Source organism: Streptomyces sp. BoleA5, from assembly GCF_000373665.1.
Taxonomy (GTDB): domain Bacteria; phylum Actinomycetota; class Actinomycetes; order Streptomycetales; family Streptomycetaceae; genus Actinacidiphila.
The window spans coordinates 236,376-257,938 of record NZ_KB892113.1 but is presented as its reverse complement, the minus strand read 5'-3'; the positions used below and the strand labels follow the sequence as shown (position 1 = coordinate 257,938).

The window sequence follows — 21,563 nt, the reverse complement described above, 5'->3', positions numbered from 1 at the left end:
CGGGCCGGTCCCGGCCATGGCGCCCATGACAAAGGTCACAGGCGTGGGGCGCGGCGCGGCACAGGGCCGGGGCCGCGACGACGACGTCACGACCCCGGCCCTGTGCCGCGCCCCACGGCGCTCCGCTCACTTCCTGAAGCCGATGTCCTGGAAGCGCGGCGTCGCGAAGCCGAAGGCGCCCGCGTTGAGGACGTCCTTGCGCAGGGCCACCAGCTCGGGGCGCTGGTAGAGGGGGATGGAGCCGGCGGCCGACCAGATGCGGGCGTCGGCGCGGGCGGCGTAGTCGCGGGCCTTGGCCGGGTCGAGCTCTCCGGCGGCCTGGTCGAAGAGCTGGTTGATGAGGTCGGTGCCGACCCGGGGGTAGTTCTGCTCGACGACCAGCGAGCCGTCCGGCGCGGGCTCGGGCTTGGCGAAGATCGGGCGGGTGTCGGTCGCAGGGAAAGGGGTGCCGGGCCAGCCGTAGAGGGCGAGGTCGAAGTCGCCGGCCGCGACGTGGTCGCGGAAGAAGCTGTCGTCGGCGACCCGCTGCAGCTCGGTGCGGACGCCGATGCCCGAGAGCATGGTGGCGATCCGGTCGCCGACCGCGTTGAGGGTCGCCGAGGACTTGGGCAGGACGAAGCGCAGGGTCAGCGCCTTGCCGTCCTTGCGCAGCACCGTCTTGGCCGGTTCGACGACACTGACCTCGACCTTGTGCGCGGGCGCCGCCTGGTTGCGCTCCGCGGCCCCGGCGCCGCTGCCGGCCGCTGCCCCGGAACCGGGGTCCAGGGCGGTGCGCTGCCAGCCCGCGGCGGCGAGCATGGCGCGCGCGGCCTTGGTGTCGGAGGTGCCCAGAGCGGAGCTGTGGTCGGCGTACCCGGACTGGGTGAGCAGCAGCAGATGGTTGCCGAGCGGCTCGTCGGGCAGACCGAGCGGCCCCAGCACCGCCTTGGCGATGGCCCGCCGGTCCACCGCGCGGGCCACGGCGTGCCGCACCTCCTCGTCGGCGAGCGGCCCGGTGGAGCCGTTGAGCGCGAGCTGAGTGTAGGAGGCGGCGCGCGTCCGGTAGACCGCCACGTTCTTGCCGCTCACGTCGCGGTCGACCTCCGCCACGTCCAGCGCGCCGGAGGCCAGGTCGGCGGCCCGCCGGTGCGCGGGCGTGGCGGTGAGGACCAGCTGCGACAGCTTGGCTCGGTCGCCCCACCACTTGGTGTTGCGGACCAGCGTGACGGACTTGTCACTCGCGCTGCGCACGGAGAAGGGGCCGCCGGACACCTTCAGCGCGCGGCGCGCCCCCTCGTTGAATGCCTTGGCGGTGCCGGTGACGGTCTTGGGGTAGAGCGGGGTGAACAGCGACTGCCAGTCCCCGTACCGCTTCTTGAAGGTGACCTTCACCTCGTGCGCGTCCTTGCCGGCCGAGACCGAGGAGATCCGGTCGTACCCGGCGTTGCGCGCGGTCCAGTACGCGTCGTCGGCGCCGCGCAGCGCCTTCCACTGGGCGGTGAAGTCGGCGGCGCCGATCGCGCGGCCGTCACTCCAGACCGCCTTGGGGTTCAGTTGGTACGACACGACCTGCCGCGGCTCGGTGCGCACCACCTTCGCCGACCGCAGCAGGTCGGTGTCCGGCTGCGGACGGCCCTGGCCGTCCAGCCGGAAGGCGGCCGGCAGGGTGGCCCCGGCGACCAGGGAGGTGGTCTCGTTCGCCCCGGCCTGGAACGCGTTCAGGGTGCCGGGGGCCGCGTCCACGGCCCAGCGCAAAGTGCCTCCGTCGCGTACCCCGTCCCGGGGCGCCGAGGCGAGGTCGGTCCCTGCGAGGGGGTCGTCCTTGCCGGCCGTGCACCCGGCGGAGGCGGCGACCACGGCGGCGAGTGCCACGGCGGTCGCGGAGCGGATCAAGGTGGCGCTGCGGGCCATGCGTGCGTACCTCCGCGAGGGGCCATGATCACGGGGCGGTCTATTTGCCGCTTATCGCACCTACTGAAAGCCATTTCGCGATCCTTACGCCCCCGACACGTCGCGTGCCCCCGCCCTCCCACCCGCCCGGCGCAACGCCTCCGCGGGCTCACGCCCCCGAGCACCGGAGAGCGCCCCGCACGGGTGCGCGGCCTTCGGGGGAATCGCGCGCCGCGGCGCGTTCGCACCGGGCGCGCGCCACCCGTAGGTGGGAGAATCCCTGCAGATCTCTTCCCAAGCGCGACTGTGACGCGCGACACTCGCTTGGCGCCAGCGTCGTGCACCCGCAACGTGGCGGAGGTGAGGACAGCCATGTCCCTGCAGGACGAACTTGCTTCGGTACAGCGCCGGCTGGATGAACTGGGCCGGGCCGTGTCCAAGCTGGAGCAGCACGTCGGCGACAGCCTGGACATGAGGCGTGTGCGTGCCGACACCAAGCACCTCAGCGACGATCTCGCGCTGCTGCGCGACAGCGTCGGCACCACCCCGGCCGGGCAGAAGCCGCGGCAGGAGATGGTGACGATCCCGGATACGCCGTACGACCCCAGTCTCTGGTCCGGCGCGGAAGACGAAGGGCTGGGGGCGCCGGACCGCCGAGCGCCCTAGGGAGTAGTCCTTGGCCACCGACACACAACCCCCCGCTCCACCGACTCCACCCGCTCCACCCGCGCGCCACGGCGTCCTTTCCGCCGGGCGCGCGGCCATTGCGGCACGACATCTGCGCACCGACCGCTGGTGGCTGCAGCCCCTGCTGACCGCGCTCGGCCTGAGCGCCTTCGTCGTCTACTCGACCTGGCGGGCCTTCGCGAACGCGCACTACTACGCCGAGCCGTACGTCTCGCCGTTCTACTCGCCCTGTCTGGGCTCGAACTGCGTGGACATGCCCCTCGGCGCCCGCTGGCCGCTCTTCGGCGACTGGTGGGGGCTGTCCCCGGCCCTGCTGGTGCTGATCTTCCCGCTGGGCTTCCGCCTGACCTGCTACTACTACCGCAAGGCGTACTACCGCGGCTTCTGGGCCTCGCCGCCCGCCTGCGCGGTGGCCGAGCCGCACGAGAAGTACACCGGTGAGACGCGGTTCCCGCTGATCCTGCAGAACATCCACCGGTACTTCTTCTACTTCGCCATCCCGGTCGCCGTGATCCTGTCCTACGACGTCGTGCTCGCCTTCCGGGACGAGCGCGGGGCGTGGGGCCACATGGGCCTGGGCACCCTGGTGCTGCTGGTGAACATCGTCCTGATCTGGGCGTACACCTTCTCGTGCCACTCCTGCCGGCACATCGTCGGCGGCCGTCTGCGGCACTTCTCCAAGCACCCGGTGCGCTACCGCATGTGGACCTGGGTGGGGAAGCTCAACTCCCGCCACATGCTGCTGGCCTGGCTGTCGCTGGTGAGCGTGGCGCTCGCCGATCTCTATGTCTACCTGGTCGCCAGTGGGGCGTTCGACGATCCGAGGTTCTTCTGATGGCACAAGTCGAACGGCACGCGTACGACGTCGTCGTGGTCGGCGCGGGCGGGGCGGGGCTGCGCGCCGCCATCGAGGCGCGCGAGCGGGGCATGCGTACCGCCGTGATCTGCAAGTCGCTCTTCGGCAAGGCGCACACCGTGATGGCCGAGGGCGGCATCGCCGCGAGCATGGCCAACGTCAATCCGCACGACAACTGGCAGGTCCACTTCCGCGACACGATGCGCGGCGGGAAGTTCCTCAACCAGTGGCGGATGGCGGAGCTGCACGCCCGTGAGGCGCCGGACCGGGTGTGGGAGCTGGAGACCTGGGGCGCGCTCTTCGACCGCACGAAGGACGGGAGGATCTCCCAGCGCAACTTCGGCGGCCACGAGTACCCGCGCCTGGCGCACGTCGGCGACCGCACCGGCCTGGAGCTGATCCGCACCCTCCAGCAGAAGATCGTCTCGCTGCAGCAGGAGGACCACCGCGAGCACGGGGACTACGAGGCACGGCTGAAGGTCTTCCAGGAGTGCACGGTCACCCGGGTGCTCAAGGAGGACGAGGGAAGCGGGACAGGGGAGTCCCCCGGCGGGGGGCGCGGGGGGAAGGTCTCCGGCGTCTTCGGCTACGTCCGGGAGTCGGGCCGCTTCTTCGTCATCGAGGCCCCGGCCGTGGTGCTGGCGACCGGCGGCATCGGCAAGTCCTTCAAGGTGACGTCGAACTCCTGGGAGTACACCGGCGACGGGCACGCGCTGGCGCTGCTGGCCGGGGCCCCGCTGATCAACATGGAGTTCGTGCAGTTCCACCCGACGGGGATGGTCTGGCCGCCGTCGGTGAAGGGCATCCTCGTCACCGAGTCGGTCCGCGGCGACGGCGGGGTGCTGCGCAACTCCGAGGGCAAGCGGTTCATGTTCGACTACGTCCCGGACGTCTTCAAGGAGAAGTACGCGCAGAGCGAGGAGGAGGGCGACCGCTGGTACGAGGACCCGGACAACAACCGCCGGCCGCCGGAGCTGCTCCCCCGGGACGAGGTGGCCCGCGCGATCAACTCCGAGGTCAAGGCCGGGCGTGGCTCCCCGCACGGCGGGGTGTTCCTGGATGTGTCGACCCGGCTGTCCGCCGAGGTCATCCGGCGCAAACTGCCGTCGATGCACCACCAGTTCAAGGAGCTGGCGGACGTCGACATCACCGCCGAGGCCATGGAGGTCGGCCCCACCTGCCACTACGTGATGGGCGGTGTGGACGTCGACCCGGACACGGCGGCGGCGACCGGGGTACCGGGGCTGTTCGCCGCGGGCGAGGTGGCCGGCGGCATGCACGGCTCCAACCGGCTGGGCGGCAACTCGCTGTCCGACCTGCTGGTCTTCGGGCGCCGGGCGGGCCTGCACGCGGCCGAGTACGCGGCCGGGCTCGCCGGCGCGCGTCCGGCCGTCGTGGAGTGGCAGGTCGACGCCGCCGCCGCCGAGGCGCTGCGGCCGTTCAGCGCGGAGGCCGGGGCCGTGCCGGACGGCGTCCCGGAGAACCCGTACACGCTCCACCAGGAGCTGCAGCAGACGATGAACGACCTGGTCGGCATCATCCGCCGGCAGGGCGAGATGGAGGAGGCGCTGACCCGGCTGGACGCGCTGCGGGTGCGGGCCAGGCGGGCCGGCGTCGAGGGGCACCGGCAGTTCAACCCGGGCTGGCACCTCGCCATCGACCTGCGGAACATGCTGCTGGTGAGCGAGTGCGTGGCCCGGGCGGCGCTGGAGCGCACGGAGTCGCGGGGCGGTCACACCCGGGACGACCACCCGGAGATGGACCGCCGTTGGCGCAAGCTCAACCTGGTCTGCGAACTCTCCGATCCGGCCGACGCGTTCGGCGAGGTGTCGGTCGGGCGGCGCGAGATGGACCCGATCCGGCCCGACCTGCTCGCGCTCTTCGAGAAGGACGAGTTGCTCAAGTACCTGACGGACGAGGAGCTGGACCGGTGAGCACGTACACGGCGCACTTCAGGGTCTGGCGCGGCGACGCGGACGGCGGCGGGCTGCGGGACTACCGGGTCGAGGTCCACGACGGGGAGGTGGTCCTCGACATCATCCACCGGCTGCAGGCCACCCAGGCGGGCGACCTGGCGGTGCGCTGGAACTGCAAGGCCGGCAAGTGCGGCTCGTGCAGCGCGGAGGTCAACGGCAGGCCGCGGCTGATGTGCATGACCCGCATGTCGGTGTTCGGCCGGGACGAGACCATCACGGTCACGCCGATGCGGACCTTCCCCGTGGTGCGGGACCTGGTGACGGACGTGTCCTTCAACTACGACAAGGCGCGGGAGGTGCCGTCCTTCGTCCCGCCCGAGGGCGTGGCGCCGGGTGAGTACCGGATGCTGCAGGAGGACGTGGAGCGCTCGCAGGAGTTCCGCAAGTGCATCGAGTGCTTCCTGTGCCAGGACACCTGCCACGTGGTCCGTGACCACGAGGAGAACAAGAAGGCGTTCGCGGGTCCGCGCTTCCTGATGCGGGTGGCGGAGCTGGACATGCACCCGCTGGACGCGGCGGAGGAGCAGGGCCTGGACCGCAAGCGGTCGGCCCAGGACGAGCACGGGCTCGGCTACTGCAACATCACCAAGTGCTGTACCGAGGTCTGCCCCGAGCACATCAAGATCACCGACAATGCGCTCATCCCGCTGAAGGAGCGCGCGGTGGACCGCAAGTACGACCCGCTGGTCTGGCTCGGCGACAAGATCCGCCGCAGGACCTGAGCCGCCGGTTCTCCCGCGTGGTGGAGGCGCTGCTCGAAAGAGGCCTCAGAAGAGGCTGAGCAGCGCCTCTATCGTGTCCTCGCCCGTGCTGCCCCCGCCGTCCGAGGGCAGGTCCAGCTCGAACCAGACGGTCTTGCCGCGGTGGGTGCGGCGGGAGCCCCAGCGGGCGCTGAGCAGGGAGACCAGTTGCAGTCCGCGGCCGCCCTCGTCGGTGGCGCGGGCCCTTCGGCGGCGCGGCTGGGCGAGGGCGTCGTCCCATACCTCGCAGACCAGCGTGCGGTCGCGCAGCAGGCGCAGCCGGATGTCGCCCTGGCCGTGCCGCAGCGCGTTGGTGACCAGTTCGCTGACGAGCAGTTCGGTGGTGTCGACCAGCGCGCCCAGGTCCCAGGACACCAGGCAGTCGCGGGCGAGTTCGCGGGCGCGGGCCACGGAGCGGGGGTTGGGCTCCAGCGTCCAGTCCCCGACGGAGTCGGCGGGCAGGCCGTGGACGCGGGCCATGAGCAGGGCGATGTCGTCCTCGCCGTGGGCGGTGTCGAGCCGGGCGAGTATGTGGTCGCAGACGTCCTCCAGCGGGCGCTGGGGTTCGTCGAGCGCGGCGCGGAAGGCGCGCAGGCCCTCGTCGAGCGGGTGGTTGCGGGACTCGACGAGGCCGTCGGTGTAGAGGGCGAGGAGGGCGCCGTCCGGCAGGTCGACCTCGACCTCCTCGAAGGGCTCTCCACCGACGCCCAGCGGCATGCCGGTGGGCACCTCCAGCATCATGGCCTGCTCGCCGGGTTCGACGAGGACCGGCGGCAGGTGGCCGGCGTTGGCGATGGTGACCCGGCGGGTGATGGCGTCGTAGACGGCGTAGACGCAGGTGGCGAGGTAGACCTCGGACAGGTCCGAGGTGTCGCCCCCCTTGCCGCGCCGGCTGCTGCGGCCGTCACCGCTGCCGCCGAGCCCGCGGGCGACCTCGTCGAGGGCGGAGAGCACGTCCGCGGGTTCGATGTCCAGCAGCGCCAGGGTGCGTACGGCGGTGCGCAGTTCGCCCATCGCGACGGCGGCGCGCAGACCGCGGCCCATGACGTCGCCGACGACGAGCGCGGTGCGGTGGCCGGGGAGTTCGATCACGTCGAACCAGTCGCCGCCGACCTCCGTCTCCATGTTGCCGGGCAGATAGCGGCAGGCGATGTCGAGTCCGGCGGCCTCGGGGTTGCCGGGCGGGAGCAGACTGCGCTGCAGGATGAGGGCGCGTTCGTGCTCGCGCCGGTACAGCCGGGCGTTGTCGATGAAGACGGCGGCGCGCGCGGCGAGTTCCTCGGCGAGCATCCGGTCGCGCTCGGAGAAGGGCTCACTGCCCTTGGCGCGGGCGAACTGGACCAGGCCCAGCACGGTGTCGCGGGCGACGACGGGCACCGCGAGGGTGGACTGCACCAGGCCACCGCCGAGTTCGCCGAGCTCCACCTCCCCGTCGCCGCCGTCGGCGCCTATGACCTGGGTCTGGGCGGTGCGCAGGGCGCCCGCCCAGGGCGAGTTGAAGGGGTAGCGGTGGACGGCGCCCACCGAGACCGGGCCGCCCGCGTGGCCGCCGTCCAGGGGGGTCACGGGCGCGTCGGAGACGGCGCTGGCGAAGGCGACCCGGCGGACCTCGCCGCTGCCGTCGGCGGTGCCGACCGGGCCCTCCTCGCCGACCAGGAGCGCCTGGTAGAGGTCGACCGAGGCCAGGTCGCAGAAGTGCGGCACGGCGACGTCGAGCAGCTCGCGGGCGGTGGTCTCCAGGTCCAGGGAGCTGCCGATGCGCCGGCTGGCCTCGTTGAGCAGGGCGAGGTTGCGGCGGGTGTGCGCGGCCTCCCGCTCGGCGCGCTGGCGTCCGGTGACGTCCTGGGCGACGCCGGCGACGCCGATGGGCCGTCCGCTGCCGCTGTGCAGCCGGTACAGGGAGATAGCCCAGCGCCTGCGGTTGTTGGTCCCGGACCCCGAGGGGACGGTACCGACGATCGTCATGTCCAGTACCGGGTCGCCGCTGTCCAGCACCTGCTTGAGGGCGGCAGTGAGCCGGTCGGCCTCGACGCGGGAGAGGAAGTCGTGCGGGGTGCGGCCGCGGTGGTCGCCGGGGCTGCGGCCGAAGACGGTGGAGAAGCGCTGGTTGACGCGGAGCAGCTTGAGGTTGGTGTCGAAGAGGATGAAGCCCATCGGCGACTGGCCGAACACCGCCTGCGAGGAGGCGAGGTCGGTCTCGATCTGGCGCAGCACGCGGACGTCCACGGCGATGCAGAGCGCCCCGCGCCGGCCCGTCTCGCTCCGCGAGGGCATGACGTAGACCTCGGCCAGGCCCTCCTGGCCGGCCTTGTCGCGGTACGGCACGGTGCCGATCCACTCGCGCCCGTCGAGGATCTCCGCGACCCGCTCGTGCGCCCGGGTGCGCTGGTCCTCGGGGACGAAGGCGGTGATGGGGTCCTGGCCGAGCGCTTCGGACGCGGATACGCCGAAGAACTCCTCGGCGCGCTCGCTCCACTGCTCGATCCGCCCGTCGGGGCCGAGGGAGAACGAGGCCACCCGGATGTAGTCGTAGAGGGAGCCGGGCGGACTGGACTGCCAGGCGCTCTGTGTCACGGCCTCAGCGTTCCGGGGCCCAACAACCCCCGACGGCTCATCGCTCACGCCCGACCCCTCCAGCTCACACATACGGACCGGCTGGTGCCGAGTATTCAGCATTACCCCCGTTCCGCACATGCACTTGTCGATCACAGCATCATCTCGAGGCGTACGAATTCCGCCGACGCCCCACTTCAACTACCCTGCTCCGGCCCGCCGAACCGTGCGTGACCGGTCATCCGCGGGGGCCGCCCGCGGCGTTCGCCGCGGCGGGGAGCGCGAGCTCGAACCAGACCGTCTTGCCCTGCGCGCCGTACCGGGTGCCCCAGCGCCGGGAGGTGTGGGCGACCAGGTGCAGCCCGCGGCCGCCCTCGTCCTCCTCGCCGGCGGCGCGCCGGCGGGGCGGGTCGGGCAGCGGGTCGGAGACCTCGACCAGGAGCGACGTGCCGCGCACCATGCGCACCCCGATCGGGCCGCGGGCGTACCGCGCGGAGTTGGTGACGAGTTCGCTGACGAGCAGCGCGGTGACGTCGGTGAGCTCGCGCAGCCCCCACTGCGCCAGGGTCTCCGTCACGTGGCGCCGGGCACGGCGTACGGCGCTCGGCTCGGCCGTGAACACCCAGTGGGCCGTGCTGCCCTCCGGGAGGCCGCCGAGGCGGGCCACGAGCAGGGCCACGTCGTCGGGCTCGCGTCCCTGGGCGAGGGTGGCCAGCAGGTCGTCGCAGGCCTGCTCCAGGGAGCGCAGCGGCCGGCGGGCGAGCACCGACCGCAGCCGGTCCATGCCGACCCCGATGTCCTCGCCGCGCGCCTCGACCAGCCCGTCGGTGTAGAGCACGAGGACGGAGGAGTCTGGCACGTCGAGCTCGACGGACTCGAAGTCGACGCCGCCGACGCCCAGCGGCACCCCGGCCGGGGACTCCAGCAGCCGGGCCCGGCCGCCCCCGCGAATGGCGGGCTCCACCAGGACGGGTGGCGGATGCCCGGCGCGGGCCACGGCGAGCCGCCGGGTGGAGGGGTCGTAGACGGCGTACACGCAGGTGGCAGTCCAGCCCTCGGCGGTGCCCGCGGCGAGGTCGTCACCGAGGTCGTCGACGCGGCGCAGCAGTTCCTCCGGCGCCATCTCCAGCGCGGCCAGGGTCCGCACGGCGGTGCGCAGCCGACCCATCGTGGCGGCGGCGCGCAGCCCGTGGCCGACGACGTCCCCGACGACGAGGGCGACCCGCCCGCCGGCGAGCGGGATGACGTCGAACCAGTCGCCGCCCGCCGCCGCCCCGCTGCTGCCGGGGACGTAGCGGAAGGCGAGGTCGACACCGGGCGGCTCGGGCACGCTGCGCGGCAGGAGGCTGCGCTGCAGCATCAGGGCGCCCTCGCGTTCGCGGATGTAGAGGCGGGCGTTGTCCAGGGCGGCCGCGGAGCGGTCGCACAGTTCCATGGCGAGCTCGACATCGTCCTGGTCGAAGGGGTCCCGGCCGCCGGCGCGGCTGACGACCAGCAGCCCGAGGACGATGCCGCGGGCGCGCAGCGGGGCGACCAGCAGCGAATGGATGCCGAGGTCCAGGGCGGCCTGCACCTTGGGGTCGCCGGGGAAGGTGGCGACGGTGTCGCGCAGTTCGTCCGCGCTGCGCACCAGGGCGGGCCGCGCGCTGTGCAGCACGGAGCCGAAGACCGACGCCCGGTCCACCTCGACGACCTTGCCGATGCCGATCATCCGGTCGACCAGGGGGCCCTCCCCGATCGCCCCGATGCCGAGCTGGCGCATCCGCGTGCGCTCCCCGTACGGGGCGCCGGGCAGCTCCCCGCCGTCCGGCACGGCCGCGTGCAGGATCACCCCGCTGTAGTCGCTGAACCGCGGGACGACGGTTTCGGCCAGCTGCTCGGCGATGCGCCGTACGTCCAGCAGGTCCGCCAGGCGCGAGCCGACGTCGTTGAGCAGTGCCAGCCGGCGCCGGGTGCGCTCGATCTTCTCTGCGCTGTGCTGGCGCTCCGTCACGTCCATCACGCTGCAGCTGATCCCCAGCACCCGGCCCGCGCGGTCCTCCAGCCGGTGGTACGACACCGATCGCCAGCCGCCGGACGGTCCGGGCACGACGACGTCGATGACCGGGCGGCCGGTGTCCAGAACGTGCCGCTGGAGGGTGGTGAGCTCGTCCGCGGCTCCGGCGGTCACGATCTCCTCGACGCGGTGGCCGAGGGTCTGCGCGGCGGGGACCTCGTTCATCCGCGCCAGGGCGTCGTTGACACGGACGTAGCGCAGCTCGGTGTCGAAGATCGCGACGCCCAGGGGCGAGGAGTCGAAGAGCGAGTCCAGTGCCGCCAGGTCGTGCTCCATGCCGCGGATCCGGCTGGTCTCGGCGATCGACACCAGGACGAAGGACCGGCCGTCGCCGTCCACGAGGAGCGAGGCCCCTGCCTCGACCCGCACCCGATGGCCGTCGCGGTGCCGGACGCCGAGGACGCCGTCCCAGCGTCCGGTACGCAGCAGTTCGGCCAGGATCGGCTCGACGGGTCCGGGGCGCTGCGCGGAGGCCGTCCGGCGCCCGGCGGGCGCGGCCTTCCCGGGCCGCTCCGCCCGTACGCCGTCCTCGGCGGGGTCGATCAGGGCGGAGACCCGGCGGCCCACGATGTGCTCGCCCGACCAGCCGAGCATCTCCTCCGCGAGGGGGCTCCAGAGCAGGACCCTGCCCGAGGTGTCCAGGACGACGACGGCCGGCCGCAGGGTGTCCATCAGGGCCCCGGAGGCGGTGGGCGCGCCCGGCGCCGGTCCCGCGGATCCGGGCCGGAGCCAGGCGTGGGCGCGCTCGTGCGCGGCCGGGGACTCGGGGTGCCCCGGGTCCTCGCCCTTCGCAGTGCCGCCCTCGCTCCCGTTCACGTGTGGGGACCCCAGACCAGTGCAGGGCCGGCCGGCTCGGGGCCGGGCGACCGTCTTCGGATCAATCCCCACATACCCGATATTCCGCGCCGTATATCCGTCCTGGCGTGCCACGGGGGCGGTCCCGGGCGGTCCGCGCCGCGGTCAGCCCCGGGTCGGGTCCTGGGCGGCGGCCCGGGCCGCCGCCCAGGCGGCCGCGGGACGGTCCTGGTCGAGCCAGTCGACCTCGTCGAGGCGGTCGGGGGTGAGCCAGCGCAGCTCGTCGTGGTCCTCCAGGGGCCGGGGCTCCCCGGAGAGGATGCGCGCGGTCCACACCTGCAGGACGTAACCGGGCTTGAGCGGCCATTCGCCGGGGACCCGCTCCAGTGCCTCGGCCTCCACGCCCAGTTCCTCGCGCAGTTCCCGGATCAGCGCCTGCGGCGCCGTCTCACCCGCCTCGAGCTTGCCGCCGGGCAGCTCCCAGCGCCCCGCCAGCTCCGGCGGCGCGCTGCGCCGCGCCGCGAGCAGCCTGCCGCGGTCGAGCACGGCCGCGCCGACCACCACCGTCACGTCGTGCGTCGTCATGGGCCGCACCCTATCCGGGGCGGCCGTCCCCGGCGGCTTCCGCGGCCGCCGTCGCCGGCGGCCCCCGGGGGGCTTGCCCGGCTGACGGCTGGGCCTGTCGTCACATGCCCTCCCCCGGCCTTCGACCGGGGTGCCCCCACTCGGCGGCGCCTGGCACGGCACTCCCCCAGCTCCGCTGGGAGGTGCCCCCACGCTGCGTTGTCGCATCGTCCGAGCAGCCCCCTACGAGGACGATCCTCCGCCTTGCGATGCACCGCACCTGGGGCCCCTCCCACCGTCAGCCGGGGGAGCTCATGTGACGACAAGGCCTAGGAGGCGCGCCGGTCGATGCGCTCGATGAGGTAGAGCTGCTTGTGCCCGCGCGCGTCGAGGGTGTCGGCGACCTGTTCGGCCTCCTGCCGGGTGGCGTAGCGGCCGACCCGGTAGCGGTTGCCGTTGTCGTCCTGGCGTATGACGACCCAGACCAGCTCGCTCATCGGATCTCCTCCAGGTGCGCCACGTTGGCCCGGTCGTCGTCCTCGCCGCTCGGGGCGCCGGCGAACCAGGCGTCGAGGATCTCCCTGAGCAGGGGCTCGCTGGTCAGACGCAGGCTCAGGGCGAGGGCGTTGGCGTCGTTCCACTTGCGGGCGCCGTCCGCGGAGTACGCGTCGGCGCAGAGGGCGGCGCGGACGCCGGGCACCTTGTTGGCGGCGATGGACGCTCCCGTGCCCGTCCAGCAGCACACGACGGCCTGGTCGGCGCGGCCCTCCGCGAGGTCCTGGGCGGCGCTCTCCGCGCTCCAGGCCCAGTCCTCGCGGTCGCCGGCGCGCAGGGCTCCGTGGGCGATCACGGTGTGGCCGCGGCGGCGCAGTTCGTCGACGAGCAGCCGCGCAACCGGCTCGTCCATGTCCGAGGAAACGGCGATGCGCATATGCCGGAGCCTACGCCCGAACGTGACGCGCCGGACACGTTCGGGCAGTATTCGACTCGATCGGGCCATGTTCGATTGGGAGTTGACTCAGAAGGGGCTCTTGTCCGCGCCGTTCGCGCATCGGCGTGCGCCCCGGCGCCGCCCCGCACGGCCCGCGCACCTCCGGCACCGCGCCGGCACCCGGCCCACCAGCGGGCTTGCCGGCGAGGGCGCACAAGGGGCGCGGCCCGCGGTACGGGCCCGGACCAGGCCGCCCCACCCCGCCGGAGCCGCCCGGCGTCCGGGCGGGGTCACTTCACCGGCATCCGGTACGACACCCGGTAGCGGTCGGCCGGGATGACGAGGTCCGCGGTCTCGACGGGCAGACCGGACGCGTAGTAGGTGCGGCGGATCTCGATGACCACGTGCCCGGGCACCCCGCCCAGCACCGCGGTCTCCTCCGCGAGCCCGGGCCGGGCGCCGACGTCCTCGGCCACGTTGTCGACCACGACGTCGAGCGCGGCCATGCGCTCCACCACTCCCTGCCCGGCCAACGGGCCCTCCTCCGGCAGCAGGACGGGCGAGCGGCCGGTCACCGACAGCGGCTCCCAGGAGGTGGCGAGCATCATCGGCTCGCCCTCCGTCCGGTAGAGGTAGCGCGTGCGCATCACGCGGTCGCCCGGCTTGATGCCCAGCCTGTCGGCGATGCGCGCGGTGGCCGTGTCCTGGAAGCTGTTGGACTCCCAGGTGCCCTTGAAGCCCTCGTCGGCCTGCTCCTGCCGGAACGGCGTCGCCTGGCCGCTCCCCGGCCGGTAGCCCGTGCGCACGACCAGCCGCGGGTCGGGGCGCTCGCGCACGTACGTGCCGGAGCCGGACCGGCCCTCGACGAAGCCCTCGGCCATCAGCACCTTGCGGGCTTCCAGGGCGACGGTGTCCGACACCCCGTACTCCGCGCGGATGCGGGCCTGCGACGGCAGGCGGGTGTGCGGAGGGAGGCTGCCGTCGAGGATCTTCCGGCGGAGATCCTCGGCGACGCGCAGGTACGCGGGCTGCTCACCGAAAGGCACGTGCCCCTCCCTCGGGTTGACTGTGTGCAACAGCTTGACAACTGAGGGTTGCCACCCGCAAGCCTTCCGCAAGGCTTTACCCGTGTCGCGTCACCCGGGCAGCAGATCGAAGGCCGCCAGAACCACCCTCGCGTGCTGCTCCGCCTGCTGACGCACCGGGATCCAGCGGGCCCGGTGCGCCGTCTCGTACGCCTCGCACCACTCCGCCACCAGCCGCTCCAGCATTTCCCGGACGGCGGCCAGCGGGACGGGCGGGAGCTCGGCGGCACGGACCACCCGCAGCAGCATCGCGGCGGCGCGCAACGGCAGTCGCTGCGCGTAGATCTCGACACTGCTGACCCGGGCCCGGGTCATCGCGGGCAGCGGCGGAGCCGCCGCCGTGCGCAGCGCCGGGTCCCAGTCCGCGGCGAGCGCCGGGCCGACCGCGACGATCTCCTGCGCGGCGCGCAGCAACGGCCCGCCGTCGTCGGGCAGGTGCGGCCGCACCTGCCCGATGAGCCCGCCGACCAGCAGGCTGGCACTGCGCAGCGCCTCCCCCGCCGTGCGCAGCGCGCGCTCGGCACTCGGGTGCGGCGAGGTGTCGGCGGCGCGGTCGCACGCCCACATGGGCACCTCGGCGATCGCGGTGACACCGCCGTACCGGTGGGCGTACGTCCAGGTGGAGTTGGAGGCGTCCTCGCGCGGGCCGCCCGGCGGCGGCAGCACGTACACGCCGGGGCCGGGGCTCGGCCAGTGGAAGGCGTCGGAGGACCCGGCCTCCAGGGGGATGTCGAACTCGGCCGCGGACTTGGCGATCCGCTCCGCGAGCCGCGGGATGTCCCGGGTCACCTGGATGAAGGTGCCGCCGACGTCGATGCCGTGCAGCGAGCACTGCAGCACGGGTCGCAGCTCGTCGATGACCCCGATCAGCGCCCGGGTCTCGGGCAGGGCCCCGTCCAGCGTGCCGTCGTCCGGCAGCCACTCGGGCTGCTCCGCGGCGCGCGGGCGGAAGAAGTGCCGGTAGTGGCCGAGCATGGTGAACCGGGCGTCCGGGACCGCCTCGTTGAGCCGGGCGCCGTCCGGGTCCGCGCAGAGCAGGAAGTGCCAGGCGGCGTCGGTGCCGTCGCGCAGCACGGGGTCGGCGGTGACCCGCCGGGCCAGCACCAGAGCGGTGGCGCCGCCGACCATCTCGTTGGCGTGCGGGCCGGCCACCACCAGGACGTTGCGGGACCCGTGCCCGACCGAGAGCAGCAGCAGCGGCTCCCCGGCACGGGACAGGCCCACCGTCCGCAGCCGGCAGACGTCGGGACGGCGGAGCGCCAGGGCCCTGGCCGCCGCGGCGACCTCGTCCACGGTCGGGTAGCGCTCGCCGACAGCGGTCTCCCCCGGAGATGTCATGCAGCCCCCCGCATCGGTCCCTGTGGTCAGGTTCGGATTGTTCCAATCCGTACGGAGCCGGGGCTAGGCCCTGTCGTCAAAGTGGCTCCCCCGGCACGCGGCCGGGGGAGCCACTTCGACCACGGGGGCCTCGAGCGCGTCGGGCGGCGGTCCGGCCCGGCACGACGGAGGGGTACGGCCGCCGACGCGGCCGTACCCCTCCTGCGCTCGGCGCGTGTCAGTGCCGGCGGGCGGCCTGACGGCGACGGGTCGCGAGGACCACACCGCCACCGGCGGCCAGCAGCACGGCCGCGGCGGCCGAGAGCATGCCCACGTTGCTGCTGCCGGTCTCGGCGAGGTCGCCCGAGCCGCCGTTGGGGGACTCGGAGGTCTCGGCCTCGACGGACTCGGACGGCGCGGCCGAGGCCGGCGCCGACTCCGAGGCCGGGGCGGTGGCCGAGGGGGTCTCGGTCGCGGCGGGGGTGGTCTCCTCGCCGCCGGCCGGAGTGGTCTCGTCACCGGCGGGGGTGGTCTCGTCGCCCGAGGGGGTGGTCGGGGTGGACGTGGCGGGGGTGGACGGGACGGTCTGCGTGGTGCAGTCCTTCGTGCCGCCGTTCCACCAGGCGATCTTCTTGTCGCCGATGACCGCGTGGTTCGGGCCCTCGGGCAGGTCGCCGTGCTCGTAGCCGTCGTTGGCGTCCAGGACGCCGTCGTACTTCTTGTTGCCGTAGTACAGGTCGACCTGCGCGAAGCAGGTGACGTCCGGCACGGCCACGTCGAGCGTGTCGGTGCTGGTGGTGATCTTCACGGTGTCCCAGTCGTGGAACACCTGCTTGCCCGAGGTCTGGAAGGTGGGACCGTGGGTGCGGTAGGAGGCGAGGGACACGGTGCAGGACGCGGAGCCGTCCGCGACCCGGACCTTGACGTGGACCTTGCCGTCCTCGCCGGGCTTGAGGTTGACGTCGTCGACCTTGACCGACGGGTACCAGGCCGTGCCGTCGAGCGAGAACTCGCAGCGGTCGGTGGAGGTCTTGGTGCCGCCGCCCTGGCCGGGCTTGTAGCCGTGGTGGCCACCGCGGTCCCAGCCCTTGCCGCCCGGGCAGTCGCCGGCCCAGGCGGAGGTGGCACCCACGGCGGTGAGGGCGACGGCCGCGGCGCTCACGCCCAGCAGCCGTCCGACGGTGACACGTCGCGATATGGACATGCAGAACCCAATCTTGGCGTTGCGTGGCCCGGCGGGCGCGGCTGACGGCAGCTCTCCCCGTATGTGAGCAGGCCGAGGCGTCACCGGGCGAGTGGTCGAAGTGCACACGGGGCTCATCGGCCCCAGTGGCACCACGCATCGTCGTGGCTCTGTCAATGGGCTGTCAACCTGGGGCGACGCAAAGGCTCGTGACCGAGGTCTCGATCCGGCACACCGCGGCCATGGCGCCGAAGGCCAGCACCCGCACCAGATCGGCGTCGTAGGGGTCCGGATCGGCGATCCGCCAGGCCTCCGCGTCCGCCTCGGTGATCCGGTACGGGGCGAGGGCGGCGAGCAACGCCAGCCGGGCGCCGGGCCGTTCGGCGGCGGGCACCCCGGCGAGCGCCGCGGCGGTCCGGTCGCCGCCGAGCGGCTCGGGCGTACCGTCCCAGGCGTCCACGGCGGCCACCACCGCCTCCCGGGCGGCGTCGCCGAGCCGTCGCCCTCCCACGGCGGCGGCCCGCCGCAGCGCGGCGAAGGCGGTGCCCACCGGGGCGTCCTCGGCCCACTGCGGCGCGGGCCCGGCCGGACCGCGCAGCAGCGGCAGGCTGGCCCCGGGCGGCAGCGGCCTGCGGACGGTGCGGGCCAGGGCCCGGCCGCCGAGGCTGCGCACCAGCCGCAGCCGCTGCAGCCCGCCGGGCAGCAGGTCCTCGGTCAGCAGCGCGGACACCATCCGGTTGACGAAGTGGAAGGCGAGGGCGGTGCCGACGAACTCCGGCGCGTCCCGCGGGCCGAAGGGGCGCTCCGCGGCCGCCGGACGGCCGGGGGCCGCTGTCGCCCTGCCCCAGGCGACCAGCGCGGCCCGGCGGGGGTCGTCGGGCGTGCCGCCGCGGGCGACGGTCTCGGCGAGGCGGTGGTCGCCGGTGGCGTGCAGCAGGACGGTGTGCGCGTCCACGCAGAAGGGGCAGCGGTTCGCGGCCGACACCCCCAGGGCGACCAACTCCTTGTCGGTGCGCGGGACCCGGCCGGCGAGCAGCGACTCGCGCAGCACCGCCCAGGCCGCCGCGAGCAGGTCGGGGGCGGCCGACAGCGCCACGAAGGTCGGCGCGTGGCCCACGCCGAAGTCGGCGGCGAGCTGGGCGTAGACCTCGGCGGTCCGGCCGGTGGCGTCGCCGGGCGGCGCGGGAGTGGTGAGACGGAAGGGCGTGGCCATGGCCGGGCCTCCTCGCTGGACGGCTCGTGGACGGTGGTGTTCGCGTCGGGTCGATCGTGGCCGCCCGGGGGCCGTCCGGTCGTCGTCCGGGGGAAGGGGTCCGGCACTGCTCCGGGCACCGGGGCCGCGGGCGGGACTACTCCACCGGGAGTAGCCGCGGAGCCGTCTTCGGGGAGGACGTGCCGCCCGGGGCGGCGGCGTAGGGTGCGGGCATGGGTGGCACGCTGATCGGGCGTCAGGGGTTGGCCGGGCTGCGGGGGTGGCGGGGCGTCGCCTTCGACGCGGTGATCGGCGTCGTCCTCGCCGTCGACGTCCTGCTGCTGCCCGGGGTGCCGCGCCCCGCGAACGCCCTCGACCTCGCGCTGGGTCTGGTGGGCGCGCTGGCGGTGGCGGGGAGCCGCCGCCGGCCCGCGGCGGCGCTGCTGCTGTGCACCGGCTGCATGCTGGCCTACGCGCTGCGGGTGCACCCCGGCCCCTCGGCGGCGTTCCCCGTGCTGGTCGCGATCCACATGGCGGTCAGGGCGGGCGGGAAGCGGCTGCCGGCGCAGTTGTCGGCGCTGGCGTTCCTCGCCGGCTATCTCGCCTCCGGGCAGCCCGCGCCCACGTCGGCGCAGTCCACCGCGCTGCTGCTCGGCTGGTTCCTGGCCTCGGTCGCCATGGCCGTGGTGGGCCGGCACCGCCGGGCCTACCTGGAGCAGCTGGAGCGGCGCGCGCTGGACGCCGAACGCACCCGCGAGGAGGCGGCGTTGCGCCGGGCCGGCGAGGAACGGCTGCGGATCGCCCGGGAACTGCACGACTCGCTCACCCACAGCATCTCGATCATCAAGCTGCAGGCCGGGGTCGCCGTCCATCTGGCCCGCAAGCGCGGCGAGGAGGTGCCCGACGCGCTGCTGGCGATCCAGGAGGCGAGCGGGGAGGCGATGCGGGAGCTGCGCGCGACCCTGGAGGTGCTGCGCGGCACCGGGGGCGGCCACGGGCTGGACCGGATCGAGGACCTGGTCGAGCGCTCGCGAACGGCCGGGCTGCCGACCGGCGTCACGGTCGGCGGACGCGAACGGCCGCTGGACGACGCGGTCGACCGGGCGGCGTACCGCATCGTGCAGGAGGCGCTCACCAACGTCGCCCGGCACGCCGGGCCGGAGCCCCGGGCCACCGTCCGCATCGAGTACGGCGACCGGGAGCTGGTGGTGCAGATCGACGACGACGGCACGGCGGCCCCCGGCGACGGCCTGGTGCCCGGGGTCGGGCTGACCGGGATGCGGGAGCGGGTGACCGCGCTCGGCGGGCGGCTGCGGGCCGGGCCGCGGTCCGGGGGCGGCTTCTCCGTACGGGCCGAACTCCCCCTGGACCCCCTGCCCTCGGCCGACGGCGGGACGACGGCCGGGGCCGCCGGGGCGTCACTGGAGGAGGTGTCGTGATCCGCGTGCTGATCGTGGACGACCAGGCGCTGATGAGGGCCGGTTTCCGCGCCCTCCTCGACGCCGAGGAGGGCATCGAGGTGGTGGCCGAGGCGGGCGACGGGCAGCAGGGCGTCGAACTCGCCCGGCGGCACGTGCCCGACGTGGTGCTCCTCGACGTCCAGATGCCCGTGCTCGACGGGATCGGCGCGACCCGGCTGATCGCCGCCGATCCCCGGCTTGCCGGGGTGCACGTGGTCATCCTCACCAACTACGGCCTGGACGAGTACGTCTTCGACGCGCTGCGCGCCGGAGCCAGCGGCTTCCTGCTGAAGGACACCGAACCCGCCGACCTCGTCCAGGCCATCCACGTCGCCCAGCGCGGCGACGCGCTGCTCTCCCCCGCGATCACCCGCAGGCTGATCGGCGAGTTCGTCTCGCGGCCGCCCGACGCCACGCACGCGGCGGGGCTGGAGGCGCTGACCAACCGGGAGCGCGAGGTGCTCGCGCTCGTCGCCCGCGGGCTCGCCAACGACGAGATCGCCGGGCGCATGGTCATCAGCCCGCTGACCGCCAAGACCCACGTCAGCCGGGCGATGACCAAGCTGGGCGCCCGCGACCGCGCCCAACTGGTCGTCTACGCCTACGAGTCCGGGCTGATCACACCGAAGGGTTCGCCGCAGCGACCGTCGTGGCCAGCCCCAGCGCCTCCCGCGCCCTGACCGCCTCCCCGTGGCCGCTGTGCGCGTCCGCGTCCTCGTAGTGCTCGTAGTAGGCGTCCGCGTCCTTCGCCTCGGCGGCCTTGGCCCAGTCGGCGCGCGCCTTCCCGGCCTCCGCCGCGAGCGCGGCGACCGGTTCCGCGGCGCCGGCCGGCCAGTCGTGGGCCCGCAGCGCCCGGGCCTCCACGGCGAGGGCCACCGTGACCTCGCCGGCCCACTTCCGGTAGCCCTCCAGGTCGTCCTCCACGTACTCCTCCTCCGGCCCGGCGGCCATGGCCTCGTTGAGCGCGTTGGCGGCCTCCAGATAGGCGACCTGGTGGGCGTCGAGCGTGCTCGCGTCCTGCCGCAGGGAGCCCTCGAGTGTGCCCTTCTCCTTGCCGAACACGCAGGTAACCTGGCGGTCGCCGAGCTTCCAGGTCTGCCGGTCCGGGGCGTAGTAGTACACCTTGACGTCCGCCGGCACCGCCCAGGCGTCCATGGCGTAGCCGTCGGCCAGCCGCTGGCAGCGTTCCTCCACGCGGTCCCGGAGCGCCGCGTCGCCCGGGTAGGCCTGCGCCCCGGGCAACCGGAACGTCCCGACCACCTCGGCGGTGTGCCTGCGCGCGCAGGGCACGGTGTCCCTGCCGGCGGCCGGGGCCCGCAGGCCGCCGCCGGGGGTGTCGAAGCACTCGCCCCGGCGCAGCGAGAAGGCGCCACCGTCCCGGGCCCCTTCCCTGGCGCCCTCCTTGAAGCCCTCGACGAAGGCGCCGACGCCGCCGACGAGCACGAGCGTGCACAGCAGCGTGCCGACGGCCGAGAGCACCAGCCCGGTCACGGCCATGCCCTTGCCGCGCGCGCCCGTCCGCCCGATCTGCACGAGCGCGATCGCCCCGAGCACGACCCCCACCACCGGCACCATGCACAGCAGCCCGGTCACCAGCGCGGCCACGGCGAGCCCGTTCAGCGGCGCCCGCCGCGGCGCGGCCGGCAACGCGTTCGGCAGCGCGGGCTGGTGGGGGTACGGGGGATACGGCGGAGGCTGCACGGAACGGCTCCTCACGGACGGGCGAACGTGGCGAACGGCCGCGCGAATATATCCCGGCCCTCGACGCGGAGATCACCGGGGACGCCTACAGCGGCTCCTTCTGCTTTCGCAGGCCCGTGGGCTGGTCCTCTTCTGCTGCGTCAACCCGGTGGCCGCCGCCCCGTCGCCGTAACCGTAACGGGAGTCAGGATGTGCAGAGCGTCCGCTTCAGCACCTCGTTGACGGCCTTGGCCTGCTCCTCGGTGACCTGGTGGCCGGCGCTGCCGAACCGCGACTGCGCGGCGGCCACCGCGTTGCCGCCCCCGGTGATGGTGGCGCACTGCTGACGCGCGTTGGCGACGGCCCTGTCCGCGTCGGCGGCCAGGGCCGGGTCGACGGCCTTGAGCGCGGCGAGGAGCGCCGCGCGCTCGACCCCGGTCGGCTCCTCCGGGATGCCCTCGCTGATGTCCGGCACCTTCGAGCCCGGCGCCCCGGTGGACGGCGTGGCGCCGCCCCCGGGCTTGCCGCCGGCGTCGTCGTCGGTGCCGGAGGTGCAGGCGGGGACCGCGAGGAGCACGGCGGCGAGGAGCACTGCGGTACTGAGGCGTGTGGACATGCC

General features: G+C 74.0%; 18 protein-coding genes. 6 read left to right on the top strand and 12 right to left on the bottom strand.

The window, feature by feature from the left end:
- Positions 1-126 precede the first annotated feature (126 nt).
- Positions 127-1,890, bottom strand: a complete 1,764-nt coding sequence (locus tag B085_RS0125460; protein ID WP_018561432.1) for an ABC transporter family substrate-binding protein — start codon at positions 1,888-1,890, stop codon at positions 127-129.
- Between the two features lie 351 nt (positions 1,891-2,241).
- Between B085_RS0125460 and B085_RS0125455 the strand changes: the two genes are divergently transcribed.
- From B085_RS0125455 to B085_RS0125440, 4 genes are read left to right on the top strand one after another with little or no spacing between them, the layout of a single operon-like run.
- Positions 2,242-2,535 (top strand): hypothetical protein, encoded by a 294-nt coding sequence (locus tag B085_RS0125455; protein ID WP_018561431.1) that lies wholly within the window; start codon positions 2,242-2,244, stop codon positions 2,533-2,535.
- Positions 2,536-2,545: 10 nt separating this feature from the next.
- On the top strand, positions 2,546-3,391 hold the full coding sequence (locus B085_RS0125450) for a hypothetical protein (RefSeq protein ID WP_018561430.1): 846 nt from the start codon (positions 2,546-2,548) through the stop codon (positions 3,389-3,391).
- Entirely contained in the window at positions 3,391-5,346 is a 1,956-nt protein-coding gene (locus B085_RS0125445) for a fumarate reductase/succinate dehydrogenase flavoprotein subunit (RefSeq protein WP_018561429.1), read from the top strand. Before B085_RS0125450 ends, B085_RS0125445 begins: the two co-directional genes overlap by 1 nt.
- The gene (locus B085_RS0125440; protein WP_018561428.1) at positions 5,343-6,110 is read left to right on the top strand and encodes a succinate dehydrogenase/fumarate reductase iron-sulfur subunit; all 768 of its coding nucleotides are present in this window, start codon (positions 5,343-5,345) and stop codon (positions 6,108-6,110) included. Before B085_RS0125445 ends, B085_RS0125440 begins: the two co-directional genes overlap by 4 nt.
- A 45-nt stretch (positions 6,111-6,155) precedes the next feature.
- Here B085_RS0125440 and B085_RS0125435 read toward each other — a convergent pair whose 3' ends face one another.
- The 9 genes from B085_RS0125435 to B085_RS0125395 form a co-directional block, all read right to left on the bottom strand.
- A complete protein-coding gene (locus tag B085_RS0125435; RefSeq protein WP_078620052.1) occupies positions 6,156-8,774 on the bottom strand; it encodes a SpoIIE family protein phosphatase in 2,619 nt (872 codons plus the stop codon).
- 145 nt (positions 8,775-8,919) lie between these two features.
- Complete coding sequence (locus B085_RS0125430) at positions 8,920-11,553, bottom strand: SpoIIE family protein phosphatase (protein ID WP_018561426.1); 2,634 nt, start codon at positions 11,551-11,553, stop codon at positions 8,920-8,922.
- A gap of 144 nt (positions 11,554-11,697) precedes the next feature.
- Positions 11,698-12,117, bottom strand: coding sequence for a (deoxy)nucleoside triphosphate pyrophosphohydrolase (locus tag B085_RS43725; RefSeq protein ID WP_018561425.1), 420 nt, complete (start codon positions 12,115-12,117; stop codon positions 11,698-11,700).
- A gap of 308 nt (positions 12,118-12,425) precedes the next feature.
- A complete protein-coding gene (locus B085_RS49530) occupies positions 12,426-12,593 on the bottom strand; it encodes an SPOR domain-containing protein (protein WP_018561424.1) in 168 nt (55 codons plus the stop codon).
- Complete coding sequence (locus B085_RS0125415; RefSeq protein ID WP_018561423.1) at positions 12,590-13,027, bottom strand: RpiB/LacA/LacB family sugar-phosphate isomerase; 438 nt, start codon at positions 13,025-13,027, stop codon at positions 12,590-12,592. Before B085_RS0125415 ends, B085_RS49530 begins: the two co-directional genes overlap by 4 nt.
- 290 nt (positions 13,028-13,317) lie before the next feature.
- Positions 13,318-14,073 carry a GntR family transcriptional regulator gene (locus B085_RS0125410; protein WP_018561422.1) on the bottom strand — a complete coding sequence of 252 codons (756 nt, stop codon included), beginning with the start codon at positions 14,071-14,073 and terminating at the stop codon, positions 13,318-13,320.
- A 90-nt stretch (positions 14,074-14,163) separates the two neighbouring features.
- The gene (locus B085_RS0125405; RefSeq protein ID WP_018561421.1) at positions 14,164-15,450 is read right to left on the bottom strand and encodes a M14 family zinc carboxypeptidase; all 1,287 of its coding nucleotides are present in this window, start codon (positions 15,448-15,450) and stop codon (positions 14,164-14,166) included.
- Between the two features lie 217 nt (positions 15,451-15,667).
- Entirely contained in the window at positions 15,668-16,633 is a 966-nt protein-coding gene (locus B085_RS0125400; protein ID WP_018561420.1) for an LAETG motif-containing sortase-dependent surface protein, read from the bottom strand.
- A 163-nt stretch (positions 16,634-16,796) separates the two neighbouring features.
- Positions 16,797-17,825, bottom strand: a complete 1,029-nt coding sequence (locus B085_RS0125395; protein WP_018561419.1) for a carboxymuconolactone decarboxylase family protein — start codon at positions 17,823-17,825, stop codon at positions 16,797-16,799.
- 212 nt (positions 17,826-18,037) lie between these two features.
- Between B085_RS0125395 and B085_RS0125390 the strand changes: the two genes are divergently transcribed.
- Together B085_RS0125390 and B085_RS0125385 are read left to right on the top strand one after the other, a co-directional pair.
- Complete coding sequence (locus B085_RS0125390; protein ID WP_018561418.1) at positions 18,038-19,243, top strand: sensor histidine kinase; 1,206 nt, start codon at positions 18,038-18,040, stop codon at positions 19,241-19,243.
- Entirely contained in the window at positions 19,240-19,944 is a 705-nt protein-coding gene (locus B085_RS0125385; protein ID WP_018561417.1) for a response regulator, read from the top strand. The genes B085_RS0125390 and B085_RS0125385 overlap by 4 nt, the downstream gene beginning before the upstream one ends.
- Here the strand turns inward: B085_RS0125385 and B085_RS0125380 are convergent.
- Entirely contained in the window at positions 19,883-20,965 is a 1,083-nt protein-coding gene (locus tag B085_RS0125380) for a DUF4190 domain-containing protein (RefSeq protein ID WP_018561416.1), read from the bottom strand. The two genes, B085_RS0125385 and B085_RS0125380, sit on opposite strands and share 62 nt — an antisense overlap.
- Before the next feature lie 184 nt (positions 20,966-21,149).
- Positions 21,150-21,560 carry a hypothetical protein gene (locus B085_RS45870; RefSeq protein ID WP_158689824.1) on the bottom strand — a complete coding sequence of 137 codons (411 nt, stop codon included), beginning with the start codon at positions 21,558-21,560 and terminating at the stop codon, positions 21,150-21,152.
- Positions 21,561-21,563: the final 3 nt, after the last annotated feature.